The organism is Candidatus Thermodiscus eudorianus (genome assembly GCA_015521085.1).
GTDB lineage: Archaea > Thermoproteota > Thermoprotei_A > Sulfolobales > Acidilobaceae > Thermodiscus > Thermodiscus eudorianus.
Window position 1 is genome coordinate 116,402 of sequence record WAOW01000005.1, and the last position, 24,583, is coordinate 140,984.

Here is a 24,583-nt window from a genome sequence, read left to right on the forward strand (position 1 = left end):
GGGGCCCCCACTGGTAGCGGGGGGTGGATTTGAACCACCGACCTCGGGCTGGACCTTCCCGGGATACTCTCCCGGGAGTGTGTCTCCGAGGCGGGGCTGCCGGCCGCTATTCACTTGGTATTGAAAAAGGGCTTAATATTTTATCCTTGATTTTTCATTATATTTTATATTAGATTAAATAATTTATAGTTAAATATTTTATTTTTTATTCTAGTAAACATTTTCTAGGAGCCTTAAGCATTTCTCTGTCTTTACATAGGATTATCTCAGATATTTTTTATAAAAAATTATTTAATGTTGAATAATGTCCATCTGTTAGGATAAGTCTTATAGTTTTAAAAATTAAATATAATTTTATTATTAGTGTATCTCTATTTTTTGGCTTAATCCCTTTTAATTGTTTTGTCGATTTCGGGGTCTAGCATTAAACATTCACGTAGTAATACCTACACTTCTACATTTGCTAGTATTACCTGATTAATTTGATGTAGCGAAGAGTCATTCTTGATTATGTCAATATTAGTGATTAGTGATTTGGAAGGGAACCAGATGTGCGGAGGAATAGCGGCCGGCAGCCCCAGGCTCATATGAGCCCCGCGGGCTGCCAGGCTACCCTACCCCGCTGTTTTACCCCGCCGTTTGTCGTGTTGGGGGTTGTTGGGGGTTTTATTGTTTGCTCTGACCATGTATTCTTGTTATTGTTTTTATCTTTATTTCTAGTGATTTCTTTAGTTCTTCCTCGTTGCCTATGTGGACTACGTATAAGGCGTTTGGCGTATATAGAGCGTGTATGCAGTCTTGCGGCGTCGGGGTTATCCGTATTATTGTCCTCCCACTATACCGGCCCTGGTATATGTATAGGAAGAATGGCTGATCGTCTCTCGTAATCCCTGTTAGCTCCCTGCATTGGGGCCACTCGTTTCCTTTGGCCGTCTTTCTCGCTATTCCGGTCTCCCTCAGGAGGGCTATTATGTCGTCCTCTACACTGCTGTGGCTAGCCCTTGCCAACCTTCTCACACCTTATATCCTCGTTGACGATGATTATGTTGTGGTTTATTACCAGGTCGCATAGAGTATCTACGGGCACTACAGCCCTCTGACCGTACTCGGTCTCAATGATAGCCAGCTTACCGACCCTCCTTATCGTGGCCTTTGGCATATCGCTAGAACCCCCAGGTACCCGGTGTCCTCCGTGCTGCAGTATAAAGGGCTGCTTACGCCTCTACGGTGCGTTAAAGTGTTTATTGTATCTTAGATCGAGATAACACCTTCGAAAGCACTCGTGGATTCTTGACTTTACTCAACTCGCTGACTGGAACGTACTCCGGGAGACTGTAGCGAGTCCTGGTTAGTTCCACTATGACGTCGCGCGCCTTCAAGTTAGAGAGTATTCTCCTAAGCCTGTCCTCGCCGACGACGCCTGTGAATATCTGTTTGAACTCTCTCCAGGAGATTGGTCGCCTAGCCTCAGCTAGTGCTAAGAGTACGAGCTTCTCTACCTCCTCATCTGACAACGCGAGTGAGATCTCGATACCGACCTCGCCCGTGTCCAGCATTTGCCTCATTTGCTCGAATTCTTTCATTATCTTTTTTCTCACTCTCTCAACTAGTCTCACATCGATCGTCGTCTTAACTGGTACCATCTGTGCACACCCCGTATACTCCATATACTAGAGTATCGGAAAAGTATATAAAGCCTACGATACCTACTCCAGGTTTATAAACTATTCAGTAGTGGCTGTATAGTATAACTTAAGGAATTATATGACATAACAAATTATTTAAATATATCTAAAATATATAGAGTCTACTACGAGTATCCCAACGCGTCCTCCCTACCATCAACTCCAACACTGCTAATAGAGGGAACCTTCTCCCACTCAAGCCCACCACTAAAGCCGCCCAACTCCTTCAGATCACTAACTAGGTGGTCACGGAGAGTCCTCAACAATATGACCTCGACCCTAGCCTCCTCACTCTCATCACCATCTAACTCGTACAGCCTCCTATCAACCCATGCAATCTCGTCGACAAGCCTCTGGATTTCCCTGGAAAAAACCATAGAGATCCTCTCGTCGACAAGCCTCTGCTCCACACTACAACACCGCTATAAGTATACTGCAGGGGGCTCACATGGAGTGGAATAGACAGTAATCACACGGGATTACCTGCAAAGTACGAGGATAATACCGCCCGAGTCAGATGTAATAGGCCGGAAATAATAGGGCTACCATAAACACCGAGTGACACGCTGGAAGGTGTTGCAAGCGGTGGGGAAGGAAATAGACATTCCAGAGGATGTGCTTGAAGACCTAATAGAATCCATAAGCGAGATAAAGGGAGAAGCCTCTGGGCGCTCCAAGAGAAAACAAAAACTCCCCTCAACGAGGGATCTAGCTCAAATAGTAGCCGAAGCAGCCCTTAGCGCCAGAGGCATAAACCCAGACGAGTTCCCCGACATAGTAAGAAGACTCCTAGAGGAAAACGGGTTTACGACTAGATACGTCACCGATAAGAGGATATGGAGAACCTATGAGCTACTAGTCAGGAGGGGAGTTATACCAGATACACTCGGTGTAGTGGTTTGGTGACACTATGCGAGATATGCAATAGGAACCCATCAACAATGAAATGTCCAGGGTGTGGAAGGGAAGTCTGTGTAGAGCACCAAGTGAATGGCCTATGCCTGGTGTGTAGTCAGACACAGTGTGCTATATGCGGTGAAAAACCAGCTATAGGTTACTGTGTACTCTGTGGCAGGCTTGGATGCGATGAATGCCTGGTTCAGATTGACAACGTGAGAAGGGTTTGCATAGAGTGTATACGCGGTTTCGGGGGCATAGAACCTGTAAGGAGACGCTTAGCCTTAGCAAGGAAAATAGTCAGGCCTGGCATACCTGAACCAGCCTCGGGGAACTAATTTTAAGTCCTCTAGCTAATGCCCCATACCCCGGGCGTATAGGAGGGTTCGAGGATGAGTATGCAAAGGCAACTAGGCCAGCAACTCGTCAACAGACTCGAAGCCATTATAGATGCTCTGCCGAAAGAGGGGTATAAAGCGGCAGTCGCTGTCGGAGTTGCTGATAGCATCCTCACACTGGTAAACGGGGCAAGAGAACTCGCTGGCAAGATAGAATGCTTGGGCTCCCATAAGGGTAAATGCACTCAAGAGTTCTGCGACTCGGATTGCGGCGGTCTCTTCATAAGAAGCGCAGGAGAATTTACAATTATAGCTAAATATAATTCAAATCCATTCGCAGTGAAACTGGGGAACAGCGTATTTGAAGCTGATGTGCAAGGGGCAAAGCTCATTCTAGAGGGTTCAACGGTTAAAGCAGGTATCATAGGCGAGAAAGGGTACATATGGGAGACCGTTGATTTATCAAACATGGATGAGGTATACGAGAAGAGCTATACTCTAAAATACGTCCTCCGCAGGGTGGGCAAGCCGGTACTCCTAGCCAAGACTGCTCTACGCTATTGTATGATCCAATCAGCTGTATCGTGCTAATTAATCAACTAATCAATTCCTTAAGAGGTACCAACGTTATCTTAAAGGATTCCTTTAAAGATACCTTTAAAGATACTTGGCGTGCCATGGAGAAAATGGCTAAAACTCTTCAATAACATATATTAACGTAAACTACTATCGAGGTTAATTGACAAGAACCAACTTTGTAGAGGTGGACTTGTATGGCCAGGAGAAAGACGGCAAAGAAGGCCCCGGTGAAGGTAAGAGACCCCTACACTGGAAAGGAAGTAGAACTAGTCCCGAAGAAGGTCTGGGAGCTGAAGCCTAAGAACAGGAAGGGAGTGAAGATAGGTCTATTCCAGAGCCCGGAGACAGGCAAATACTTCCGGGCGAAGGTGCCAGACAACTACCCAGTGGGATAACCAACCAACTACCTAAACATTTTTAATTTTTGATATTTGTATTATGGGTCATGACCGGTGGAGGCCGGTCATCAGCCTTCTCTACGGAAGGCTTCCCAGACGTGCTAAAAAATCATCCCCGGATCTATAGGTATAGCAAGGAGTACAAGTTATCTAGGCCTATTCCTCGATCGATAACCGCCAAATCCGCCCTTATAGAATCCTCCTCTCCCAGAGTAGCCCCGAGTCGCCTTTGGAGTCTCCTCTGGTATCTCCTCCTCGCTGGCAACATCTTCGTCGGAAACCTCCTTAATATCGCCTCTATATCCCACGTTTAACTGGACTTCGCCTCTATAGGAGGTCGTCCATGCACCACTAACCTCTACAGCCTGGCCCTCCTGCAGCGTTCCAGCGTGCTTCCCCCAGAGCGTCATCTTTATCCTACCAGTCTCATCGCCGACAATCGCTTCACTTATAGTCCTAGGCCCTTTACGCGTCTCTACAACCTTTGGATCCATAGTCTTGATAACTCTTACACGGACGTTGACGTCATTCTCTCCTTCACGGAGAGAGGAGATCTTCCTAACCTCTTCTCTTCCGCTCTCCAATACGATTCTCCCTGTTCCCGATACAGAGCCCCTATACGGGCCGGATAGGCTATCCCTAACTGGGGTTATTATAGTATTGGCTAGAGGACTTGAGATACAGGGCGGGATGAGAGGACTGGTTTCACCAGACCAGTATATGAAGACAGGTTACTCCATTGACCGCCCCTCCAGGGTGAAACCTAAGGGTAACAGCTCTCCGAGTCTCATTACACGGCACCTCCAGGTCCTTCCCGACACCATATAGACAATTGCATCACCACTAGAAAACTCCCTCAAAACCTGCAGGCAAGCTCCACACGGGGGAACGGGATAGTCGCTATCTAAGGCAAGAACCAACACATCTTTGATCTCCCTCGCTCCATGAGTAACCGCGTTAAAAACAGCTACCCTTTCGGCGCATACTGTCAGTCCGTAGCTAGAGTTCTCCACGTTGACACCGCTAAAAACACGGCCTCTTTCGTCCCTGACAGCCGCTGCTACGCGAAACCCCGAATATCGAGCGTAAGAGTTCCCCGACACGGAGAGCGCCGCTTCAAGTAACTCGCCTGGGACCTCGCAGTTCTCCACAACCAGGCACCCCATATTAACCGTGTAGCACGCCTAGATTAGGAGAAATAGATTAACACTCCGATTCCAATGAGCCATAGAGGGGAAGGCTAAGGGGCAGAAAGAGTTGCAGAAGCAGGAACATGAAATAATGGTCAAACGTGTGAGGACATTGTACGAAGAGCTGAAGAAGCCTTTCGTGGGCAGAGACGAGGAGGCCCGCCTCCTCGTAATGGCCCTGATAACCGGAGAGCACGTATTGCTTCTAGGCGAGCCCGGTACTGCGAAGAGCGCCCTAGCCAGGAGACTTGCTACCCTAGTCGAAGCAAGGTTCTTCAAGTACCTGTTGACCAGATATACCGAGCCCGGTGAGCTGCTCGGGCCTTTAGACATCAGGGCTCTTAAAGAAGGTGAGTATAGGAGGATAACACGGGGGAAGCTGCCTGAGGCAGAGATAGCGTTTTTAGACGAGATATTTAACGCTAGTAGTGCCGTGTTGAACAGCTTGCTCAGTATAATGCAGGAGAGGATTGTCTACGACGGTTATACAGAGTTGAGGACTAACCTCTGGACTATAATAGCCGCCTCAAACAACGTACCCGAGGAGCAAGAATTGCAGGCGCTCTATGATAGATTCCTTTTCAGGCACAGGGTAGAGCCTTTACCACCGGAACTATGGGACCCATTGTTGTCGGCGTCGTGGGAGATAGAGAGGAGAGGGTACGAGTCGTCCGAGCCTGTAATGAGCTTGGAGGAGGTCAGGCGGGCGCGCGAGTTCATACTCTATAACATAGACGTATACAATATAAAAGATAAATTAATAAGAATATATATGGTATTAGAGGATAAGAATCTACACATAACCGACAGAAGGAAAGGGAAGATACTGAAAGCTATAGCGGCGAACGCACTGCTAGAGGGGCGAACATATGCGACAGAGCAGGACCTAATAGTGCTCAAGTACACTGTGCCCAGAGACCCCGAGGATTTCACTAAAATAAACACAATACTAACAGAGGAACTGAAAACAAAGGAGAGAATCCTAAGGGAACTAGAAGCAATAAAGGTAAACCTAGAGAAGACAAGAGAGGTGATAGACAAGGTAGCCTCATTCGATCCACGCCTGATAGACTATTATAGAAGCCTAAAGGCGACGCGATCCAAGATTCAAGCTTTGGTCGAGGGAATAGACGATCAAGAAATAATTAAACGGGCGAGCGAGATAATGGAGGAGATAGATTACTTGATCGACAAGGTAATGTCGAAGCTAAATGTGTGATAAAGGGATGAAGCTGCTAGTTGAGACGGGAAACATATCGGACGTCGTAGTAGAATACCAAGGAAGCCTAGTCATTAGGCTAGTGCAAAAGCTACTCGGATCTCTGAGCCAGCCTGAATGGCTAGACGCCCAACTCGCTGCATCAATCTACTACTCGTTCTACCTACCCCTGCCTAGGGTAGCACATCCTGAGACCGAGGAGAATGATGAGGCTAGCAGAGTAAAGGCTATCATAGTGAGGTCCATACTCGACGATGCTGGCTTCTGGAGGGTGAAGCCGCAGACGGTAGTCGACAGGATGACTAGCCTAGTGGCCTCAGCATCCATCCTAGAGAGAGTAATCCGCAACATGCCGCGCTCGCTAACTTCCCAGGATCTCAACGGGGAGGACAAGAATAGTATTGACGGGCACATCAAAAGGGCAGTATCGCTAGCACTTCAACAAGCTGAAATCGATTCAAAGCTAGCAAAAAGCGTGGAATCGCTGGTAAACAGTGCTCTCGCGGGCAACACGTCGGAACTCGCCTTCGAAGACGTTCTCGAAGCAATACTATACCTTGTGAGGAGAACAGACGTAGCCAAGGTCTTGGAGAAGCTATCGGGAGTCAAGATTCCATCAAGGTTCGCTAGGAGAACCGAGAGGTTCCCTAAAGGATGGATTGAAGGCATAGAACTCGGTAGTGACGTGGAGAGACTTCACCCGACACAACTAGCCCTACCCGACGAGGTATTCTATACACTATACGCTGAGTCAAAGCTACTTCTCTATACGAGAGTGTTTAACCTCCAGGAGGGACCCATCTACGTGTTGCTAGACAAGAGCGGTAGCATGGCTGGTAGTAAAATCGACTGGGCCAGGGCCGTGGCGGTAGCTCTTTTTCAAGCAGCACTTAGGGAGAATAGGCCCTTCTATGTAAGATTCTTCGACGCGATCCCACATAGTTTGATGAGTATAAGTAGAAGGGCTAGGCCTAGGGATATCGTTAGGCTCCTGGAATATCTGGGGACTGTGAAGGCGAGTGGAGGGACTGATATAACTAGGGCTATCGCTGTCGCGGTAGACGATATCAGTGACCGAAAGGGGAGGAGGGCAGAAGACGTTGATGTCGTGTTAATTACTGACGGCGAGGATCGTCTATCGATATCGGTACTGAATAGTATAATACTTAGAAATAAAGTAAAAATACATACGATAATGATAGGCGGCGATAATCCGTCTCTAAAAGCGGTGTCAACCAGTTATATGAATGCTGTAAGACTGTCCAGCGAAGAAGTGCTTAAAGTAGTGGATTCGATAGAGAGATCCTCTAGGGAGGCGAAACCCTATAAACATTAACTATATTATCAATATTTATTCTATGAAGGTAATCGTCGCCGACACGTTTACGCAACCGGTTTACCTGGTCAGCCATGACCCAGGGATACACAACGGCGCCGGGACGCATCGGATCGTCGATATGATCGCTTTCAAGCATAAACACCGGAGGCGTCTTGCCTAACACGTTCTTGAGTAACTCCGGCGTGCCCGGTATGGTGGCTGGATATCCTAGCTTGGATGCATATACAGAGTGGCCTGGTTTCATATGATGGAATACTATCCGGTGCTTGACCTTGGAAGCGCCGATCCTCTCAACGTACCTGTCAACGAGATCTATAGTCACGGACCCCATGTTTTCGAGGTGCATGTGTACGATACAATCGTCATCATTGGCTATCTCTAGGGCCCTCTCCAGTATGATCTCGCTTATGATAACTCTTTCAGCAGTCGTCTTATAGTGCTGTCTACCAACTTCTCCTATGCCATCTAGGAACCCATCACGACAAGCATTGCCGTATTCCTCGACTACACGCAAGCCAAGCTCCAACACTTCTCTAGGATCCATTCTATACTTGTCTATCAGCTTGTCGACGTCGGCCGGATGAAACCCGGCTAGGCATGAGACTTTAAGGCCAGCCTCTTCGGCTGCCATACATTCTCTAGTCAGAATATCTAAGACCTCTCTGTAGGACTCTATCCCTGCAAAGTCTAGACCATACGCCCATGGAGGCAACGCAACGATAGCCATAAACCAGCCTCCACTCCTATGAAATCTATCCGCTATTTTAGCGGCGCCCAGACCCCTCGCCGGGTTTGTATGTGTATGTGCATCAGCCACGGGTATGCTCATAGAGCGTGCACCCCTCTCACTCTAATATGATCGCTGGCTTGGATGGCAGGGCTATCTTCTTACCTGGACTATACTCCTCCTCAACCTTGATAGAGACTTCGCTCAATTCGGTCTCTCTAGCGATGAACTCTCCTGCTTCCCTCAAAGACTTCAGCTCTAAGTGTCTCTCTACGTACAAACTCAGAATATCAGGGTTCTGCATTATAACCGGAACCAGCTTTCCAGCCTCTTTCTTGTATTCGCTCGGAAGAGCCTTTATCGCCTCTTTAATAGAAGACCGGAGGTCGAATCCCTTCTTCCTAGCTTCAATTATGCTTCGTACGAACTCGTATTTCCATGAAGCGGCTACAACCACGTTAGCCTTGTGCGGATCTCTAACGAATTTCTTGATTTCTTTGATGTCATCAATGACCCTTCTTATAATCTCCTCAGCCCTCTCCACTTCGTCGTTTATCTTTGTCTCGTCTGCTTCCGGCCATCTAGCTAGCGATACGAAGGGCTTCTTGCCAATTCTACTCCAAGTTTCCTCGGCGACGTGTGGCACGAAGGGTGCTATCATGAGTGTAACGCTTTCTATGTATTTCTTTAGTAATTCTTTATTGGGGGATCCAGCTCTCTTGAGATACCATTTATAGTGGGCTTGCATTCCATAGTAAGCCTTCACCAGAGCTGTTTTATAATTCATATCATCCATAGCTTTAGTGACTTCGAGAATAGTCTTGTTTAACACGCTCTCAAACCAATCATCAATAACTAATCTATAGGTTCGTCCTCTACCGTAATTCGACTCGGCGAACTTAATCCACCAAACGAGTTCCTCAACAGCTTTTTCGGCCACGCTAGGCTCGAAATTGGCGTCATCGAGTCCAGCGTCCGCGCCAGCGAGTACCTCTGCCCACCGGGTAGCATCGGCTCCCCACCAATCTAGAGCTTGTCTTAGGAGTATGAAGTTACCCTTCGCCTTGCTCATCTTCTCTCCTTCTACAAGTATCCAGCCGTTGACCCCTATTCCTCTAGGCCAGTGTTTCTCGTCAAATATGGCGACATGGTGAAATATGAAAAATGTCAAATGATTTGGAATTAAATCCTTACCGCTAATTCTGGCGTCGACGGGGTACCAGTAGAGGAACTCTCTCCTCATAGCCTCCAGAAGTTCCACAGAGATACCTGTAGCCTCCGAAACGCTTTCTGCATCACCCTTACCTAGGAATATATAGTCGAACAACTCTGGCTTTAGCTGTTCAGGCTTTATCCCATACGTCTCCGGGTTCTGCAGGTATTTCGCTATAGTGTAATACGCCATGTATATCGTTGAGTCGCTTAGACTCTCGATCACCCACTCCCTGTCCCAGGGCAGGGGAGTGCCCAGCTCCCGTTGATGCGTAAACGCCCAATCCCTAAGCCAGTCTATAGTACTGTGGAAAACCTCTCGTAGCCTCAAGGGGTAGAATCGCATCCTGTCAACAGCCCTATGGGCTAGTCTCTTCCACTCTGGGTTACTATAGAGCAAGAACCACTGATTGGATACAATCTTAACATGGGTTCGCGCGCCACAACGACAGTATACACGGGAGGGCAGTGTATATATCTGGATAGCAAAGCCCTGCTTCTCCATCCACTCTACGATCTCCTTCTTAGCGTCGATGACCCTTCTACCCGACCACTGTCCCGCCACGTCTAATAGAACGCCAGTATGGTACTCCTTAGAGTAGACCTCCTTGGTCGCGGCTTCAAGCTTCTCACGTTCTTCCTGACTCTTGATTCCCCGGGCTTCCACCGCATCCTTTGCTGGTATTGAAGAGTAACCCTCAACTTTGATTAGGGGTATCGGCTTTAGGCCTCTAACGATGTCAGGCGCTAGCCCGTATTTTTCGAGGAGTTCGGGCTTCTCCTGTAGCTCTTTTAGGGCTATATAGTCGTAGGGGGCATGGGCCGGCACGCTCATAACTATCCCGGTACCCAGTTCGGGGTCTACGAATGTGGCTGGCAGTATCGGGACCCAGTCTCCGTTAACGGGGTTTCTAGCGACCTTACCCAGTAGTTCCCGCCCTGATATAGTGTCGACCGTGTTGACTTCGAATTTTTGATCGGCCAGTTCATCTCTCATATAAGTGTTTAAAATCCATCTTTCACCATTGACGTCGACTATAAGATATGTATAGTCGGGTCTAACCCAGATGTTAGTCACACCATAGACAGTCTCGGGCCTGAATGTCAGTGCCGGCACGACCGTCCCATCGTCTAGTCTAAACTTAATTATAACGGCCTCGACAGGGCTAATGCCAGCATACTCGTCTAACCGGTCATGGTCTCCGACAACCTTCTTCTCCTTAGGACACCACACCACAGGATGCTCTCCCTTGCCAACGAGCCCTTTCTCGCGTAACTTCAAATACTGCCATTCAACGAACTTGCTGTAGTAAGGGTTCAAGCTGGTCGTGTAGAACTCCCTCCTCCAGTCGATACTCATGCCATACCTCTTCAAATCCCTCTTCCATCCCCTGGTAAAGTAGTAGACCCAGTAGGCCGGGTCCTTGAATTTATCCAGCTCTTCCTCCTCCACACCCATCATTTTTAGTGTTCTAATTATGCTGGGGTCGCCCTCCCTTAATCGTAGAGCAGAGGCTACGATTGGCCCTCCCGTAGCATGCCAACCCTGCGGAAATAGTACATTATAGCCTCTCAACCTCTTATAACGTGCAGTTATGTCCGCCCTAAGTATAGTGAATGCACCGCCTAGATGCGGATACGCGTTAACATAGGGGAAAGGAAACGTTACGAAGAACTTCGGTTTTGCCTCGTCAGGCTCCGGCTCGAATACGCCAGCTTTCTCCCACTCTTTCTGCCACTTCTCTTCGATCTTCTTCAAGGTCTCGACTAGGTCTGCGTGGCCGCGCTTGGCTGACAAGCAGCACACCCTCCTCTCTCCATAAGCCTCTGGGGAAGAAATCTCTTCCTCTGTCTATTAAAGGCAATAATACCCCGGACAATACTGACTGGCACGGTGTAATACGAGATGGAAGAGTCCGAGGTAAAGAAGGAGTACTATGGTAAGGCACGGATAGGGAAAGTGATGAGTGGAATGCAGAGCATAGTCCTAAAGCCCGAAGACCTATCTAGCCCGGTGGCGTTTCAGATGGCTCTCTCCAGGATAATGGAGGCCGCCATGAAGATAGCCGAGTCAGGAGGGCCGAGGCCCAGATATGTAGCGGAGGTTAGATTTACCGACGATCTAGGCAATAATGTGGTCTTTGCAGTGGATCTAGGCGAGAATGTCCCTCCTTTCTCCAGCGACAGGGTCCGGGCTAGGGTAGTGGTTGAACTCTACGATGTCGAGGAGGAATAAAACAATTAGGGTTTACCGCTTTCTCCTTCCCCCTTCCCTGCTTTCAACTACGTATACACCGAACCCGAACAGGTTGCGGAATACCTCATCAACGAATTTTATATAGATTCCTTTCTGGCCGATTACAGGCCCTAGGTTACCCTTGCTAACCAGAAGCCTCAGCTCCGGGCCAGCAAAGTCAAAGTCGATGACATGCTTGTGTACCCAAGCCACTGGGTGTATTGCCCTGATATACTCTTTAAAGTCCAGTGTAAGCTGTACCGCCCTGAGGCTTAAACCTGTTTCCTCCTCTATCCTGGCTATCCTCTCTCCTCCGTGTCCGATTAACCTTCCTAGATGGCCCTCCTTGACGAGTATTAATGCGTCGGGGACATGATCGCTCTCAATGCCCCACTTCTTCTTCAGATCAACAAGATACGCTACATTTATTATATCTGCGTCCGGCGAGATGTTCCTAGCCTCCTCGGCGATCCTCTCTTCTATCTCGCTCATGCGCCTCCTCCTAACCTGTAATTCCAAAAGTAAGCGGAGTCCGAGCCTGGCGCCCGGCCGGATTATATCCTTCACTCCGAGATCAATTATCTCGGCGTTCTCTTCACCCATAAGTATTTCTCTCGCGAGCACGATCCCCTCGCTGCGGGGACCCTTCTGGAATATAGGGTCTCCCGCTATTATGAGCCTAGAGTTATTGCCTAGTCTCGTGATTATCTCTACTATGGTCTCTGGAGCAGCGTTCTGGGCATCGTCTAGGATGATCAGTGAATCGTCAAAACTCCTACCCCGAAGCAGGTGAGGATCTACCAAGACAAGCTTCCTTGCCTCTACTAGTTTCCCGATGACGTCTTCTCCAGCCAGGGACGAGGCAATATCAGCTATGTACTCGCTCGCTAACTTAACATAGTGCTCTGGATCACTGGTAATGGTTACCTCTTGACCCGTTGTAACATCTATAATGGGCCTAGCTATCACTATCCTCTTATAGCGCTTCCTAGATAGAGACTGTAGCCCGTATGCTAGGGTCACATAACTTTTACCGGTCCCAGTGGGCCCAAACACACCAACGATATTAACGTCTTCGCTACGCAATACGGAGAAGAGTCTCTCCTGTCCCTTGCTTAAGGGTTCCAGCTTGTCAAATACGTTGGCCAGGCCCTCATCCATTTTCTCCACCCCCATAGATGGGTCTCTAGGAGGCGAATTAAGAGTTAGCGACCCGGCCTGGAGTAGATGCTAGAGAGTCTGCTAATTAAGTCTTCTCTGAATGCCCATCGTTTTCTGATATCATCGATAAACTCGGTCTCTATACGGTACACCCTAACGACGTCAATGCCCCTAAGAGCCTCTACTGGCTGGCCGTCTGGCTTGAATACAGCGCTACCCCCACCAGTAAACCTGCCATCGGGATATGTTACCCCAATGGTGTTAACTCCAGCAGTGAAGACTATGTTCTCAGCTGCGCGCGTAGATAGAATCCCCTGCCAGAGTCTAACTCTATCGCTAGGTATCGATGCAGGATTGTAGATTAAATCCACGCCTCTAACCACTAGATCCCGGGCCATCTCCGGGTAGAAGACGTCGACGCACGCCAAGCAACCAATCTTAACCCCGTTCACCTCTACGATCCTAGCTAAGCTACCGGGCGAAACCCAGCCTCTCTCCCCAACAGCCTTGCTAGGGAAATGTTTCTCACATATACCCGTAACTCCACGATCGCCAGCAAAGTATCCGCGGCTGACTATGCGTTCGCTATCCCTAATATAAGCTAGACCAGAAAATATCGGATAGCCGTATTCCGCGTATAAACCTTCAATAATTGATATATAGTCGTTCTCTTCCACTACATTTCTTGTTAGCCAATTCTCCGGAAACAATACTGTAAGATCATCGGAGAGAACTCTCTTTATAGCGTTGAGAACGAGCTTCGCGGCCTTCAGCGATTCTCTAGGAGTCTCACCACGGGTGAGTTCTGCCAGCGCTAATCGTATCTCTGGCATCTTATCACACCTCCAACTATAACCAGCGAGCCTATTGTAGCGGCCATCGGAGGGATCAACTGGACAGAATAGAAACTATAGAGGGTCCTGTTGCCGAGAACCCACACCAGGGCGTAGATAATCAGGACCGATAGATAGTTTAGGGGGCCGACAAGTAGCTGGTCAGACCTGCACTTTGTAGCAACATAGACCAGCGGAGCCATTACTATGAGGACAGTTAAATGTAAAATCGTGTTTAGGGTAGCTGCCTGAGCCGCTGGCTTAAACGAGTAATAAAACGGGTTGCTATTGAGTATCCAGCCTAGCGGAGTTGATGTAGGAGGACCAGGGGGCCTTGAAGTCACGTGCCACTTCAAGGCCGACAGAGTCTCCTTTACTATATCCACCGGGCCGAAGTATGCTATTAGAGGGATCATTAGGGCGACATAGATGATAAATGGTATCAACACGTCTTCCGATAGTCTCTTAGCTTTAACCCTCACAGAGCCCTCCCGATAGAGATCGTATAGCATCACTGCTACTATCGATGCCGCGCCGCTGAGCTTGGTCGATAAAGCTAGGCTCCCCGCTATAAGAGCTGGGCGTCTCTTTCCTAGAAGGAGGAATGATACCGTGAGTGATGTGAAGAACGCTAGGTGTATGTCTAGCATGGCTATAGAACCGGAAACGGCCAATAGTTTCTCGGATCCGAGTGCAGCTACGCCCGCTATGCTTGCCAGAGCCCCAGCTATTCTGTTCTTTCCGGCTAAGAGAAGGGTCCATCCCATAAATAGTACAATAAGCCCCGATTCGATGATTCCAGGCATGCGCCATCCAAGGGGGTTGTCTCCATAAAGTATCATAGACAGAGCAATAAGATATTTGCCAAGCGGTGGATGTTCTAGGTTAAAATAGTCTGTATTGGTCTTATTGCTATACATCGAGGCATTGACATCTACATCGAATATAAACTCAAGATACCGCCGGGCAGAATCAACATAATATATCTCGTCGCTAACATAGAGTTGATCGCTCTTACTGTTGGCCAACGCGTATCTATACGACTCGTAACCCGTATACACGGATATAGCAATGACAAACACAAGGGCTAAGACCAGTACAGGCGAGTAGACGTATCTACGCGGGGATATAGCGGTCAGCGTAGCTCAGCCTCCTCATCCTGGCTTCAGGCGCCTCTGCTCTTCATCCTATATCTAAAGAAGAGACAAGCTATCCTTTAAATCCCCTAGACGCTATCCCCCTACCAGAAGCCCGGTGGATCCGTGTGTCCAGGAACTCGAAGAGGAAAAAGCGAGACCCTTATTCTACAAGTTATGAGAGGTTAAGCATATACCCCACATACAAGAATCCGGAAAGCGACAACAAGAGGCGCTCGCCACCAGTGAGAGAGGGGACAACGGTCAAGATTAGGATAACAGGGGTAGACGATGAAGGCAGGCCTATCGGCCTATACTCGGGGTACGAGATAGCAGTTGATGAGTCTTCCGAGGATCTTGAACCAGGGGAAACTGTCAGGGTGAAGATAAAGAGGGTCAGAGGGAGGAAGGCTCTAGGGTCGATAAAAAAGGAAGAAAAGGATTAGAGGAGATGCAACGCTCTAATGGAAATAAGTGGAACAACACTACCTAGCACTTGCGTCTAATAGCGGTGAAGAGAATTGGCATCCGGTCAAGGTATGGAAAGGCAAGAACCCATAGAGTGCAGGCCCACAAAAGACTTCCTGAGGCACATAGTAAACCACATACTGTCCAGGTATGCCGAGAAGATACCGATAAGCGCCTTCAACGAGATAAGGAACAGGTTTAGCAAGGCAGAGGAGAAATACAAGTTCACGGTGTTCGGCGGAGACCCCTACAGGCTACTAGACTATCTAGACTCGGAGGATTTCGACGCCCTAGTAACCTACGTCAAATCCACGAATGTAGAAGACGTCCTACAGAGTATCCTGAAAGCCTTAGCGCAAGAATACCGTGAATCCTGCCCGCCAGTAGCCGAGAAAGCGGAGATGCGGTTAAAGGAGCTAATGAAGACGGAGGAGTCTAAGGAGAGGCAAAGGCTGGCCCCCGAGGTAGTGTATAGGTTCCTCAAAATGAAGGGATACAAGGTTTCACTCAGAGACGATGGGGCAGTAGAGGTCGAAGGAGGCAACTTCAGTGCAACTATTAGGGTGGCCGACTCTGTGCTACACTACACTATATGCAGGCAAGGAAAGTCGTCTAGGCTAGAATCTATAGAGTCTAAGCTTGAGAGGATAAGAGAGCTCTGAGGACTAGCAGAGCAGTCCTAGGCCTGCTAATCAGCGATCTCGCTATCAGAGTCCTAGATAGCTCGCCCCTCAGGAACCCATGCCAAAACGATACAGGTAGCCCAGTCAATATCTCTCTCCCAAGACCGGGCTTAGCTCTCTCCATAGCGTAGAGAAGCCTTCGTGATAAGATAGCCTCGGAGGCTATGTCCCGTATCGTGCTAGGATACTTACTGTTGAATCCCTCCAGGCCCTCGGCTAGGATCTCCTTCGTCCTCAGAGCCGAGAGAAGAGCCATCCGGATACCCTCTCCCCCAGCGGAGTTTATCAGACCGCCAGCCTCGCCCAGCTTGACGACCCTCCCTCTGACTGGGTCAACCTTGGAGTAAACGGCTATTGGCGCAACCGACTCCTCTATGACTTCAGCATTACTCCCCAGCCTCTCCCTGACAATCGAGATAATATACCGTTTAACCTCGCTTATAGAAGCGCCCTTGACCCCGCCGCCCACATTAACAACTCCCCTACGGTTGCCCGGGAAAATCCACAGGATCCCCGATGAAGTAGTCTCGAATCGTAGCAGCGCAGTATCCTCGGGCCATGCATCGCTTTTCACGAGGGCTCTATAGGCCATTATCCATGCGTTTCTGTTTGAGGAATGTGCGTAGGGGCCTCTAGCATCGACCACTACATGTCCTCCAACGCTTTCCGGCTTAACCTGCTTATAGACGACGTGTGCACCCTCGCTCAAAGCCGCTTCTCTCAGGTAATCGACGAACCCGGCTTTATCGATAATGTACCACGCTGGACGGCTATGATCTATGTCAATAGTCTTCTCCCCGTCAATATCAATTATATGCCTCCTAACGATTCCAGTTATACTATTAGATCGGCGGAGCAGAGCTTCGTATTCTCTATTGACGACGACGGCGTCGCCACAAGGCTTTCGATAGGTTCTCTGGAAATCGTATCCTACAACGCGATAGCCCATAGAAGCCGCCATCCAGGAGAAAAGCGCGCCACTAGGCCCTAAACCGACGACGACCACGTCAGATCCAGTCAATTATCCACTCCCATAACTTCCTGGTGCGTGGTGAAGGGAGTTAAAGCCTCCAACCAATACAAGTGCTCGGAGGGCCTGCAGGGATTGGCTAGATTAGAGCTTCCAGTAGAGGCTACGAAAAGCGTATCGGGGCTGCATGCGGCCAGGGCAGTTGTAGTCCTTATACATAGTGATGGCTCCGCGGAAATAGTTTCAAAACCAGCCATACAGGGCCGTGGTACGTATAAGAGAGGAGTAGCTGGTGTAGTAAAACTGGAGGTCCCCCGGGGGTCTCTGGTGGTTCATGCATGGCTAATCCTAAACTCTAGGGGGCATATCAAGGGGTTATTCAAGGTTTTTAATGATGAAGGAGAACTAGTTCTGGAAGCCCGTTTAGCTAAAAGAAAAATCAGGAGGCTTAGAGGAGACCCCAAGTATGCTTGGTCTATAGAGAAGGCTCTAGAGGTGCTTGGTCTATCAAAGCATGTTAGAAGATACAACTGGAACACAGGTGTAGAGTAGGAGTGTCAATCAACGAGGTAAGCCAAGAACTCAGAGACCTGATAGCCCGGTTAGACCTAGCCGCGAAGCGTCAAAAGGGTAGCATAATCCACGTTGAGGTAGAGACCAGCAGCGGCTCAGACAAGCTTGTCAGCCTTGAGGAAGTGGATATGACGCCTCAACTCAAAAGGGCTCTAAGAGCTTATGGTATAGAGAAGCTATACTCCTTCCAACGCGATGCACTCGAAACTTATAGATCGGGCAACGATATGGTGATCGTAGCTGGCACGGGTACTGGCAAGACAGAGGCGTTCATGATACCACTCCTAGACGATATGCTGCGTCGAGGCGAGGATATTGCTAGGCCCTACGCCATAATCTCTTATCCGACCAAAGCGCTTGCAAGGGACCAGTACATTAGGATGAAGAGGCTGGCCGAGGGGCACCTAGGCTACCATGTCGCGGTTCTGGACGGTGACACTCCAAGCGGAGAACGAGACAAGATATATTCCGAGCCACCCCATATACTAGTAACAAACCCGGATATGCTACACTATGGCTTGATACACTCGTCTAGGATAAAGAGGCTAGTCTCAAGGGCGAGCATACTAGTCCTCGACGAGATGCACGTATACCGCGGCGTGTTTGGAACCCACGTAAAATGGGTTCTCTATAGGCTCGAAAAGATAACAGGAGAGCTTAGACATATCGGCGCAGGCGCGACCATAGGAAATCCCAGGGAGCTAGGCGAGAGACTATTCGGCTCGACGCCGAAGATAGTAGAGGGTCCAAGGAGAAGGAAGGGAACAGCTATACACGTCCTAGTAAACGTAGGATCCGGGAGTAGATGGAGCCTCGCAGCGTCTATAATAGGATTGCTAGTCCGTATGGGGCTAAAGACCCTAGCCTTTGTCGACAGCCAACAAATGGCAGAGCTTGTAGCCAGGATAACCAGGAAAAGCGTCGGGGTCAAAGTAGGGGTTCATAGAGCCGGGCTACCCAGCGACTACAGGAAAAAGATTGAGGACGAGTTCCGCAACGGCAGCCTTATGGCAATAGTTGCAACTCCCACAATGGAGCTAGGCGTAGATATAGGGGATTTAGACGCCGTCCTAATGGTTAACTTGCCGCATAGCTTCTCAAGCTATCTACAAAGGGCTGGTAGGGCTGGTAGACGCGACAGACCGGGCATAGTAATAACATTGCTAGGAGACAACCCCATTGAGTCCTACTTCGCTAGGAGGCCGAGGGAATTCTTCTCGCAGGAGCCAGATCCAAGTTATATCGAACCCTCTAACAGAGAGGTAGCGAAGCTCCACTTGGTAGCTCTAGCAATGCAAGAGGGATTCGTCAACCCGGAGTCGCTCCCCATGGAGCTGAGAAGCGTCGTGAAAGAGGTGGAGAAGCTGGGCCTGCTCAAGAATGCTAAGGATAAAATCTATCCTGACTGGAGCAGGGCTAGGATATTCGTCGAGAAACACGGCGGGTTACGGAGCGTTGGAATACGGGTCTCTATAGTCGAGCAGGGCAAAAAGATTGGCTATAGAGACCTGCCTCCCGCCCTATACGACCTGTATCCCGGGGCAATCTACTATCATATGGGCCGCTCCTACCTATCGGTTAAACTCGACCTAGAGAGAATGATAGCCGAGGTGAGAAGGCTTGGAGCAGATGTTAATTTCTACACAAAGCCGCTCTACACAGTGGACGTAACGGAGATAATACCCCTGGAATCCAGGCAGATAGGGCCATTGAAACTAGTTTATGCCGACGTAAAACTAGTAGTTATAGTAAGCGGATACATCGTCAGAGAGGAATATACGGGGAGAAAGCTCTACACGATGGACTACAAGGAACCACTAACATGGTCATATTACACAAAAGCCCTTGTAACAAGATACCCCAACCCGGGAATATCTAGCCCGGTAGCCTTGATCAGCGGATACCACGCGCTAGAACACGCACTCATATCGGCGGCTAAACCAGTGGTGGGTGCAGCTGAAACGGATCTAGGAGGGGTGAGTTATCCCTCAGGCCACATAGTAATCTACGACTCGGTGCCCGGGGGCCACGGCGCTGCCAGACTAGTCTACGAGAGGCTAGAGAGGATACACGAGGTAACCGAGAAAATCCTGGTAGAATGCGATTGCGAGGACGGGTGTCCGAAATGCGTGTTCAGTCCCTACTGCGGTAACAACAACCAGTTTCTATCGAGGACTAATGCCTACAGAATACTAAGGCATGTATTCGAGTTAGAAAGGCGTGGAGTAACCAGAGTCAGTGAAGCAAGAATCGAAGGAAAGCCGATCGCCTAGGTAAGGGGAAAAAGAGGCTAATGAGTGACGCGGGACTACTCTGCTAGGAGCTTCTCGGGCTTCTTAGCGGCTCTCTCTATGAAGCCCCTAGCTAGGTTCTTCTCCTCTTCGCTGGCGTTGTCGTCCCAGCAGAACCACCAGTCCTTGCATTTGAACTGCTTCATCCTCTCCATCGCCTCGCTGTAGGTGCCTGGCGGTGGTACTATGAGCTTGTCGCCTATGATCTCGTTGTTAGGCCAGTTGGCTGGCACGGCTCTGCCGTACTTGTCGCTGATCTGTAGCGCAGTCACTATCCTTAAGATCTCGTCTATTAGCCTTCCGAGCTCCAGCGGGTAGTAGAGTATCGTCCTTATGACACCTTTATCGTCAACCACGAACACGGCCCTGACGGTGTGAGTACTGCTCTCGGCATGGAGGAGACCTAGCTTCTTGGCGACATTGCCCTGTGGGTCCGCGATTATTGGGAAGGGAACCTTCACTCCTAGCTCCTTCTCTATCCACTCCTTCCACTTGATATGGCTGAAGTTGCTGTCAACGCTGAGCCCTATGAGTTCGGTGTTCAGCTTCTTGAAGTCCTCGTATCTTAGGGAGAAGGCTACGAACTCGGTTGTACATACTGGCGTGAAGTCTGCAGGGTGGCTGAATAGCACGAACCATTTGCCCTTGAAGGCGTCTGGCAGCTTCACGACTCCGTGGTCGGTGACGACTTCCATCTCGGGGAACTTCTCTCCTATGAGTGGGATTTCTCCGGGCATGTCTCTCACCCTAGCACTTATCCGAAATAGCTTCGGATAAGTACTTGTATTTAAGTTTCACTATGTATCCACACACCTGTATGAAATCATTAAAAAGATAAAGACTCTGACGCACACTATTATATTGTACAATTGCGCTGGCACTGTGGAACACGGCTAAGAGAATCCTAATAAACCCCGGAGATCGATCAAGGAACAAAGGGAGCGGCGGTCGTCTAGCCTGGACTAGGACGCCGGCCTGCCAAGCCGGAGGTCCCGGGTTCAAATCCCGGCCGCCGCACCAGGCTCCTATCCTAACTCTATAGAAACACCGATACTCCTAGAGAGTTAATATCACGGTTCGTTACTTCTTCCAGCAACGAACAATCGAGATGGGGGGTAGTATTGACGGGGGCTGGCCTAGTGCCGAGTGATCTAGGTCGGGAGCTGATGGTTACTCTTCTCTTAGGCCTATACGCTTTGTTTGTGGTCTTCGCCACTAAGTACACGTACAGATACTTCATTGGAAAAGGTCTCCCCCATAACGTTGCCATATACTATAACCGGAAGATAATCCATATAATGGCGGGAGGCGTTATCGCGCTGCTCACGCCAGTACTCTACTCGACACCACTTCTACCAGCGCTGGCAGCTCTAGCACTCGGGGGCTTCCTCTACTATTTCCATAGAAGGGGCAAGTTGCTCTACTGGTTTCAGACTAGAGATAACATGTACGAGGTCAATTTTACCATAGCCTGGGGTATAAGCTTATTCATATTGTGGATCATCCTTGGGGATCCCCGCTTAGCAGTTCTTCCAGCGCTCTTCATAGCCTTCGGCGACGCGGTAACGGGAGTTGTGAGGAACTATCTCTTCGCCAGAAGGACGAAACACTGGTTGGGTAACGTGGCCATGGCCCTGGTAGTGGTTCCACTAGGACTCATATATGGCGGGCTCATGGGTGGCCTCGCAGGAGTTATATCGAGTTTCGTCGAAAGGTATGAGTTCGGGCCTATCGACGATAACCTATTGATTGCACTGGCCTCCTCACTAATACTATTGTCTGCGGGCCTGGCCAGCTAACCATTTATAACCTACAGGGGCTAGCTCAACAAACCTATGGGAGAGACGGGGAGGCAAAGACTCGGGTGGTAATGGATTGAATAAGAAGAGAGAGAAGGGACGTTCGCACTCTACACGGCCAGCTAGACCCACAGTGCCGTCATGGATAATCTACACGCCGGAGGAGATAGAGGGTATAATAGAGGAGCTAGCGAAGAAGGGCTATGGGCCTAGCATGATAGGAATAATCCTTAGAGACCAGTTCGGTATACCACTAGCCAAGCCACTTCTCGGGAAAAAGGTAACACGCGTCTTGAAGGAAAAGGGGGTAGCTCCACCGCTACCAGAAGACTTAATGACGCTCATAAGGAAAGCCGTCAACTTAAGGAGGCATCTATCCGAGCATCCTAAGGACTTCAACGCTAAAAAGGGGCTTCTCGACCTGGAGTCGAAGATAAGGAGGCTCGTGAAATACTACAAGAAGAGGGGCGTGCTTCCTCCAGAATGGACCTATAGCCCCGAGAGGGCAAAGCTCCTGGTAGCAGAGTACAGCTAGCTTAAACCCATTATATCCCTAATCCGATACTCTTCCCCTCTCGGTAGAGGGTAGTGTTAAAACTATCACTTGAGCCGGACAAGTCCCTAGAGAGAACGCTTCCAGCAGCTGCGCGGCAATTGGAGAGGCTGGTGGAGGAGGGAATCAGCGAAGGCATAGTGAGGGTTCGTGTGTATCCGAGGCCTGAGTCTATACTTTCCTCGATACCCATCCTAGCGGTTTTAGGCTCATTCGGAATAAGACCGATATACAAGGTCTCTGTCAGACCACCGCCTAGAATAGACACGCCGACGGTCGTAATAGGATATAATAACCCCTCCTATAAGTCTTCGGAGATATCGTCCATGTTACTCTCCATATCCCACGTTGCGGAGACCCCTCCACCGCCAGGCGCAACATACGTGACAGGACAGGGGAGCCTGCCAGCGATCCTGGGACTAATATTCACATCGACAGGCGGAACCTACAGCAGGAGAGAACACCTACTACTCTTGCTGGCAGGAGCGTACTGGGGGAGCTACATCAAGAAGACGGGGAAAATGCATGGACTAGATAGAATATTTTATGAGGCATTAATTGAAGCTGGCCTGAACTTAGAGGTGGTTAACACCCTCAAGGTCTACAAGCCCGGGACGCATACGATATGCGAAGGTATAGCTAGCACCTTAGACCCCTATTATCCGGGGCTAACGGGTGCCGGCGAGCACTGTATTGAGTTGTTGCAGGGTAACGGGGCCGGCGAGTACACGAGCAGGGTGGCCGCTACTCTAAAGAGAGACGAGTTAGAGAGGATAGCATTAATTATATTGTCATATATAAGGGAATACACTGGTAGGGATGTGGATGTAGGAGAGTATATTTCAGGGCTGGTAACATCCAAGACTCTAAACTATGATCCAAGACTCAGATCGAACAGTATACTCTATGCTATGGACTCCAGAGGGGATTACTCGCTACCACTATCTCTGGCAACACGCCTAGAAGACCTGGTAGAATCGCTAGAAAACCACCATTTAAGCGTATCCAAGCCTTTCGCGGACTTCATAGAGGACGCCAGGCTGATAAAGACTAGGATACAACCATGGATCCGTGGATACAAGGTTAATCTAGCAGAGGGTATATCGCCGTTATTCGCCTGGAGGGCGCTAAGGTACAAGGGTCGGGTGAACGAAGCGATACTCCTCTTCGAAGACGGAGACACGCTATGCGCCTCTACGCTACAGGTAGAAGAGGCGCTAGGATACGGCGAATCCCGTAAGCTAGTCGAGGTAAAGGCCGCGCATGAGGAGGGTCTAAGGCTATGCGTGAAAGAGAGTGTAACGCGGTGATAGAGGTTAGGACTAGCGACGCCATCCATCTAGCTAGCGCGCTTCAACCGGACAATCTCGCAGCCCCACCCCATGTTGCTGTGAGCTGTACGGCCGAGGGAATCTATCTCGTATGCAGGGTAACTGTATGGGGTTGCGAGGATCCGAAGAGGATACTGACTCTGAGAAACACTATCGACGACCTGTTTTATTCTCTAAAGGCCGCGCTTGAGGCGGTAAGCTAATATGCAGTAACAATACCTTTAAACTCGGGCTAGAGCAACACCCACCGGAAGTCGCTGAGGCTGGTGGATACGAATGGCAAGGAGGAGGCGTGGAAGGCCTACCGGGGATACGTGGAGGCTTAAGAAATGGTACACGGTTGTGGCTCCCCCGCTCTTCGGGGAGGCGCCACTGGGGATTACTCCGGCGGACGATCCCGACAAGCTGATAGGTAGGGTCATGGAAGTTACTCTTTTCGATATCACGGGAGACTACGCCCACGTCCACATAAAGCTATACTTCCAGATAGTAAAGGTCGAAGGAGAAACAGCGTATACGAGATTCAAGGGGCACGAGCTGCTCCGAGATTATATAAGGAGCCTCACTAGGAGGAAAAGCAGTAAGATAACCGGCATCTTCGATGTATGGACCAAGGACGGCTATGGGCTAAGGGTGACTGCGATGGTCTTCACTAGATACCGGTGCAAGAGTAGCCAGAAGAAGCTTATCCGGAAGAGGATGAAGGAGATTATAGAGAAAAGGGCTTCTGAGTCGTCGCTAGACGAGTTCATACAAGCAATGGTATTCAGCGACCAAGAAGGAAGCCTCGCCCAAGAGATAGACGAGGCTGCTAGGAAAATCTATGCAATAAGAAAGGTGGAGATAGCCAAGTCGAAGCTACTCTGGGTTCCGGGAGCAGAGGGCCCCGAGAAGGCTGTTGTCATCTCCCCAATACAGTTAAGAGCCAGGTAGCACCACCTCCACAAGCCCAGGCGGTTCCAGAG

At 49.4% G+C, this 24,583-nt stretch carries 28 protein-coding genes and 2 tRNA genes; 16 read left to right on the top strand and 14 right to left on the bottom strand.

Features of this window, described 5'->3' with window-relative positions; translation table 11 throughout:
- Positions 1-11: 11 nt before the first annotated feature.
- From F7C38_03760 to F7C38_03780, 5 genes are all read right to left on the bottom strand, one after another.
- Positions 12-624 (bottom strand) — tRNA-Met (locus tag F7C38_03760).
- Positions 625-666: 42 nt separating this feature from the next.
- Positions 667-1,008, bottom strand: coding sequence for a hypothetical protein (locus F7C38_03765; protein MCE4600661.1), 342 nt, complete (start codon positions 1,006-1,008; stop codon positions 667-669).
- Positions 995-1,159, bottom strand: coding sequence for a hypothetical protein (locus tag F7C38_03770; protein ID MCE4600662.1), 165 nt, complete (start codon positions 1,157-1,159; stop codon positions 995-997). The genes F7C38_03765 and F7C38_03770 overlap by 14 nt, the downstream gene beginning before the upstream one ends.
- 82 nt (positions 1,160-1,241) lie before the next feature.
- The gene (locus tag F7C38_03775; protein ID MCE4600663.1) at positions 1,242-1,643 is read right to left on the bottom strand and encodes a hypothetical protein; all 402 of its coding nucleotides are present in this window, start codon (positions 1,641-1,643) and stop codon (positions 1,242-1,244) included.
- A 167-nt stretch (positions 1,644-1,810) separates the two neighbouring features.
- Positions 1,811-2,095: a hypothetical protein gene (locus tag F7C38_03780; protein ID MCE4600664.1), complete on the bottom strand. Its 285-nt coding sequence runs from the start codon at positions 2,093-2,095 to the stop codon at positions 1,811-1,813.
- Positions 2,096-2,270: 175 nt separating this feature from the next.
- On the opposite strand from F7C38_03780, the gene F7C38_03785 reads away from it, so the two are divergent.
- The 3 genes from F7C38_03785 (at position 2,271) to F7C38_03795 (ending at position 3,894) form a co-directional block, all read left to right on the top strand.
- Positions 2,271-2,591 (top strand): hypothetical protein, encoded by a 321-nt coding sequence (locus F7C38_03785; protein ID MCE4600665.1) that lies wholly within the window; start codon positions 2,271-2,273, stop codon positions 2,589-2,591.
- 383 nt (positions 2,592-2,974) lie between these two features.
- Positions 2,975-3,511, top strand: a complete 537-nt coding sequence (locus tag F7C38_03790) for a hypothetical protein (protein ID MCE4600666.1) — start codon at positions 2,975-2,977, stop codon at positions 3,509-3,511.
- A 182-nt stretch (positions 3,512-3,693) separates the two neighbouring features.
- Positions 3,694-3,894, top strand: coding sequence for a chromatin protein Cren7 (locus F7C38_03795; protein ID MCE4600667.1), 201 nt, complete (start codon positions 3,694-3,696; stop codon positions 3,892-3,894).
- A gap of 149 nt (positions 3,895-4,043) precedes the next feature.
- Here F7C38_03795 and F7C38_03800 read toward each other — a convergent pair whose 3' ends face one another.
- Positions 4,044-4,481 carry an OB-fold nucleic acid binding domain-containing protein gene (locus tag F7C38_03800; GenBank protein MCE4600668.1) on the bottom strand — a complete coding sequence of 146 codons (438 nt, stop codon included), beginning with the start codon at positions 4,479-4,481 and terminating at the stop codon, positions 4,044-4,046.
- A gap of 147 nt (positions 4,482-4,628) precedes the next feature.
- Positions 4,629-5,048 (bottom strand): cytidine deaminase, encoded by a 420-nt coding sequence (gene cdd, locus F7C38_03805; GenBank protein ID MCE4600669.1) that lies wholly within the window; start codon positions 5,046-5,048, stop codon positions 4,629-4,631.
- Positions 5,049-5,178: 130 nt separating this feature from the next.
- Between cdd and F7C38_03810 the strand changes: the two genes are divergently transcribed.
- A complete protein-coding gene (locus tag F7C38_03810; GenBank protein MCE4600670.1) occupies positions 5,179-6,306 on the top strand; it encodes a MoxR family ATPase in 1,128 nt (375 codons plus the stop codon).
- 7 nt (positions 6,307-6,313) lie between these two features.
- Positions 6,314-7,642: a VWA domain-containing protein gene (locus tag F7C38_03815; protein MCE4600671.1), complete on the top strand. Its 1,329-nt coding sequence runs from the start codon at positions 6,314-6,316 to the stop codon at positions 7,640-7,642.
- Here F7C38_03815 and F7C38_03820 read toward each other — a convergent pair.
- Together F7C38_03820 and leuS are read right to left on the bottom strand one after the other, a co-directional pair.
- Positions 7,614-8,474 carry a TatD family hydrolase gene (locus F7C38_03820; GenBank protein MCE4600672.1) on the bottom strand — a complete coding sequence of 287 codons (861 nt, stop codon included), beginning with the start codon at positions 8,472-8,474 and terminating at the stop codon, positions 7,614-7,616. The genes F7C38_03815 and F7C38_03820 overlap by 29 nt on opposite strands.
- 16 nt (positions 8,475-8,490) lie before the next feature.
- Positions 8,491-11,382: a leucine--tRNA ligase gene (gene leuS / locus F7C38_03825; protein MCE4600673.1), complete on the bottom strand. Its 2,892-nt coding sequence runs from the start codon at positions 11,380-11,382 to the stop codon at positions 8,491-8,493.
- A gap of 108 nt (positions 11,383-11,490) precedes the next feature.
- Here leuS and F7C38_03830 point away from each other — a divergent pair, with 108 nt between their 5' ends.
- A complete protein-coding gene (locus F7C38_03830; protein MCE4600674.1) occupies positions 11,491-11,820 on the top strand; it encodes a hypothetical protein in 330 nt (109 codons plus the stop codon).
- 12 nt (positions 11,821-11,832) lie between these two features.
- Here F7C38_03830 and F7C38_03835 read toward each other — a convergent pair whose 3' ends face one another.
- From F7C38_03835 to F7C38_03845, 3 genes are read right to left on the bottom strand one after another with little or no spacing between them, the layout of a single operon-like run.
- The gene (locus F7C38_03835; GenBank protein ID MCE4600675.1) at positions 11,833-12,981 is read right to left on the bottom strand and encodes a PhoH family protein; all 1,149 of its coding nucleotides are present in this window, start codon (positions 12,979-12,981) and stop codon (positions 11,833-11,835) included.
- Positions 12,982-13,025: 44 nt separating this feature from the next.
- A complete protein-coding gene (locus F7C38_03840; protein ID MCE4600676.1) occupies positions 13,026-13,814 on the bottom strand; it encodes a carbon-nitrogen hydrolase family protein in 789 nt (262 codons plus the stop codon).
- Positions 13,796-14,896, bottom strand: a complete 1,101-nt coding sequence (locus F7C38_03845) for a hypothetical protein (GenBank protein ID MCE4600677.1) — start codon at positions 14,894-14,896, stop codon at positions 13,796-13,798. Before F7C38_03845 ends, F7C38_03840 begins: the two co-directional genes overlap by 19 nt.
- 182 nt (positions 14,897-15,078) lie before the next feature.
- Here F7C38_03845 and F7C38_03850 point away from each other — a divergent pair, with 182 nt between their 5' ends.
- Both F7C38_03850 and F7C38_03855 read left to right on the top strand, forming a co-directional pair.
- Complete coding sequence (locus F7C38_03850; GenBank protein ID MCE4600678.1) at positions 15,079-15,396, top strand: TRAM domain-containing protein; 318 nt, start codon at positions 15,079-15,081, stop codon at positions 15,394-15,396.
- A 75-nt stretch (positions 15,397-15,471) separates the two neighbouring features.
- Positions 15,472-16,080: a hypothetical protein gene (locus tag F7C38_03855; GenBank protein MCE4600679.1), complete on the top strand. Its 609-nt coding sequence runs from the start codon at positions 15,472-15,474 to the stop codon at positions 16,078-16,080.
- Here the strand turns inward: F7C38_03855 and F7C38_03860 are convergent.
- On the bottom strand, positions 16,052-17,122 hold the full coding sequence (locus F7C38_03860; GenBank protein MCE4600680.1) for an NAD(P)/FAD-dependent oxidoreductase: 1,071 nt from the start codon (positions 17,120-17,122) through the stop codon (positions 16,052-16,054). The genes F7C38_03855 and F7C38_03860 overlap by 29 nt on opposite strands.
- 30 nt (positions 17,123-17,152) lie before the next feature.
- On the opposite strand from F7C38_03860, the gene F7C38_03865 reads away from it, so the two are divergent.
- Together F7C38_03865 and F7C38_03870 are read left to right on the top strand one after the other, a co-directional pair.
- A complete protein-coding gene (locus tag F7C38_03865) occupies positions 17,153-17,623 on the top strand; it encodes a hypothetical protein (GenBank protein MCE4600681.1) in 471 nt (156 codons plus the stop codon).
- A 2-nt stretch (positions 17,624-17,625) separates the two neighbouring features.
- A complete protein-coding gene (locus tag F7C38_03870; protein ID MCE4600682.1) occupies positions 17,626-19,917 on the top strand; it encodes a DEAD/DEAH box helicase in 2,292 nt (763 codons plus the stop codon).
- Between the two features lie 35 nt (positions 19,918-19,952).
- Here F7C38_03870 and F7C38_03875 read toward each other — a convergent pair whose 3' ends face one another.
- Positions 19,953-20,672: a peroxiredoxin gene (locus F7C38_03875; GenBank protein ID MCE4600683.1), complete on the bottom strand. Its 720-nt coding sequence runs from the start codon at positions 20,670-20,672 to the stop codon at positions 19,953-19,955.
- A gap of 204 nt (positions 20,673-20,876) precedes the next feature.
- On the opposite strand from F7C38_03875, the gene F7C38_03880 reads away from it, so the two are divergent.
- The 6 genes from F7C38_03880 to F7C38_03905 all read left to right on the top strand — a co-directional run bounded on the left by F7C38_03880 (position 20,877) and on the right by F7C38_03905 (position 24,551).
- Positions 20,877-20,955 (top strand) — tRNA-Gly (locus F7C38_03880).
- Positions 20,956-21,056: 101 nt separating this feature from the next.
- Positions 21,057-21,734 (top strand): dolichol kinase, encoded by a 678-nt coding sequence (locus F7C38_03885; protein MCE4600684.1) that lies wholly within the window; start codon positions 21,057-21,059, stop codon positions 21,732-21,734.
- Positions 21,735-21,810: 76 nt separating this feature from the next.
- On the top strand, positions 21,811-22,269 hold the full coding sequence (locus tag F7C38_03890) for a 30S ribosomal protein S15 (protein MCE4600685.1): 459 nt from the start codon (positions 21,811-21,813) through the stop codon (positions 22,267-22,269).
- Between the two features lie 53 nt (positions 22,270-22,322).
- Entirely contained in the window at positions 22,323-23,597 is a 1,275-nt protein-coding gene (locus F7C38_03895) for a hypothetical protein (GenBank protein MCE4600686.1), read from the top strand.
- Entirely contained in the window at positions 23,594-23,821 is a 228-nt protein-coding gene (locus F7C38_03900) for a hypothetical protein (GenBank protein ID MCE4600687.1), read from the top strand. Before F7C38_03895 ends, F7C38_03900 begins: the two co-directional genes overlap by 4 nt.
- Before the next feature lie 73 nt (positions 23,822-23,894).
- Positions 23,895-24,551: a 30S ribosomal protein S3ae gene (locus tag F7C38_03905; GenBank protein ID MCE4600688.1), complete on the top strand. Its 657-nt coding sequence runs from the start codon at positions 23,895-23,897 to the stop codon at positions 24,549-24,551.
- Positions 24,552-24,583: the final 32 nt, after the last annotated feature.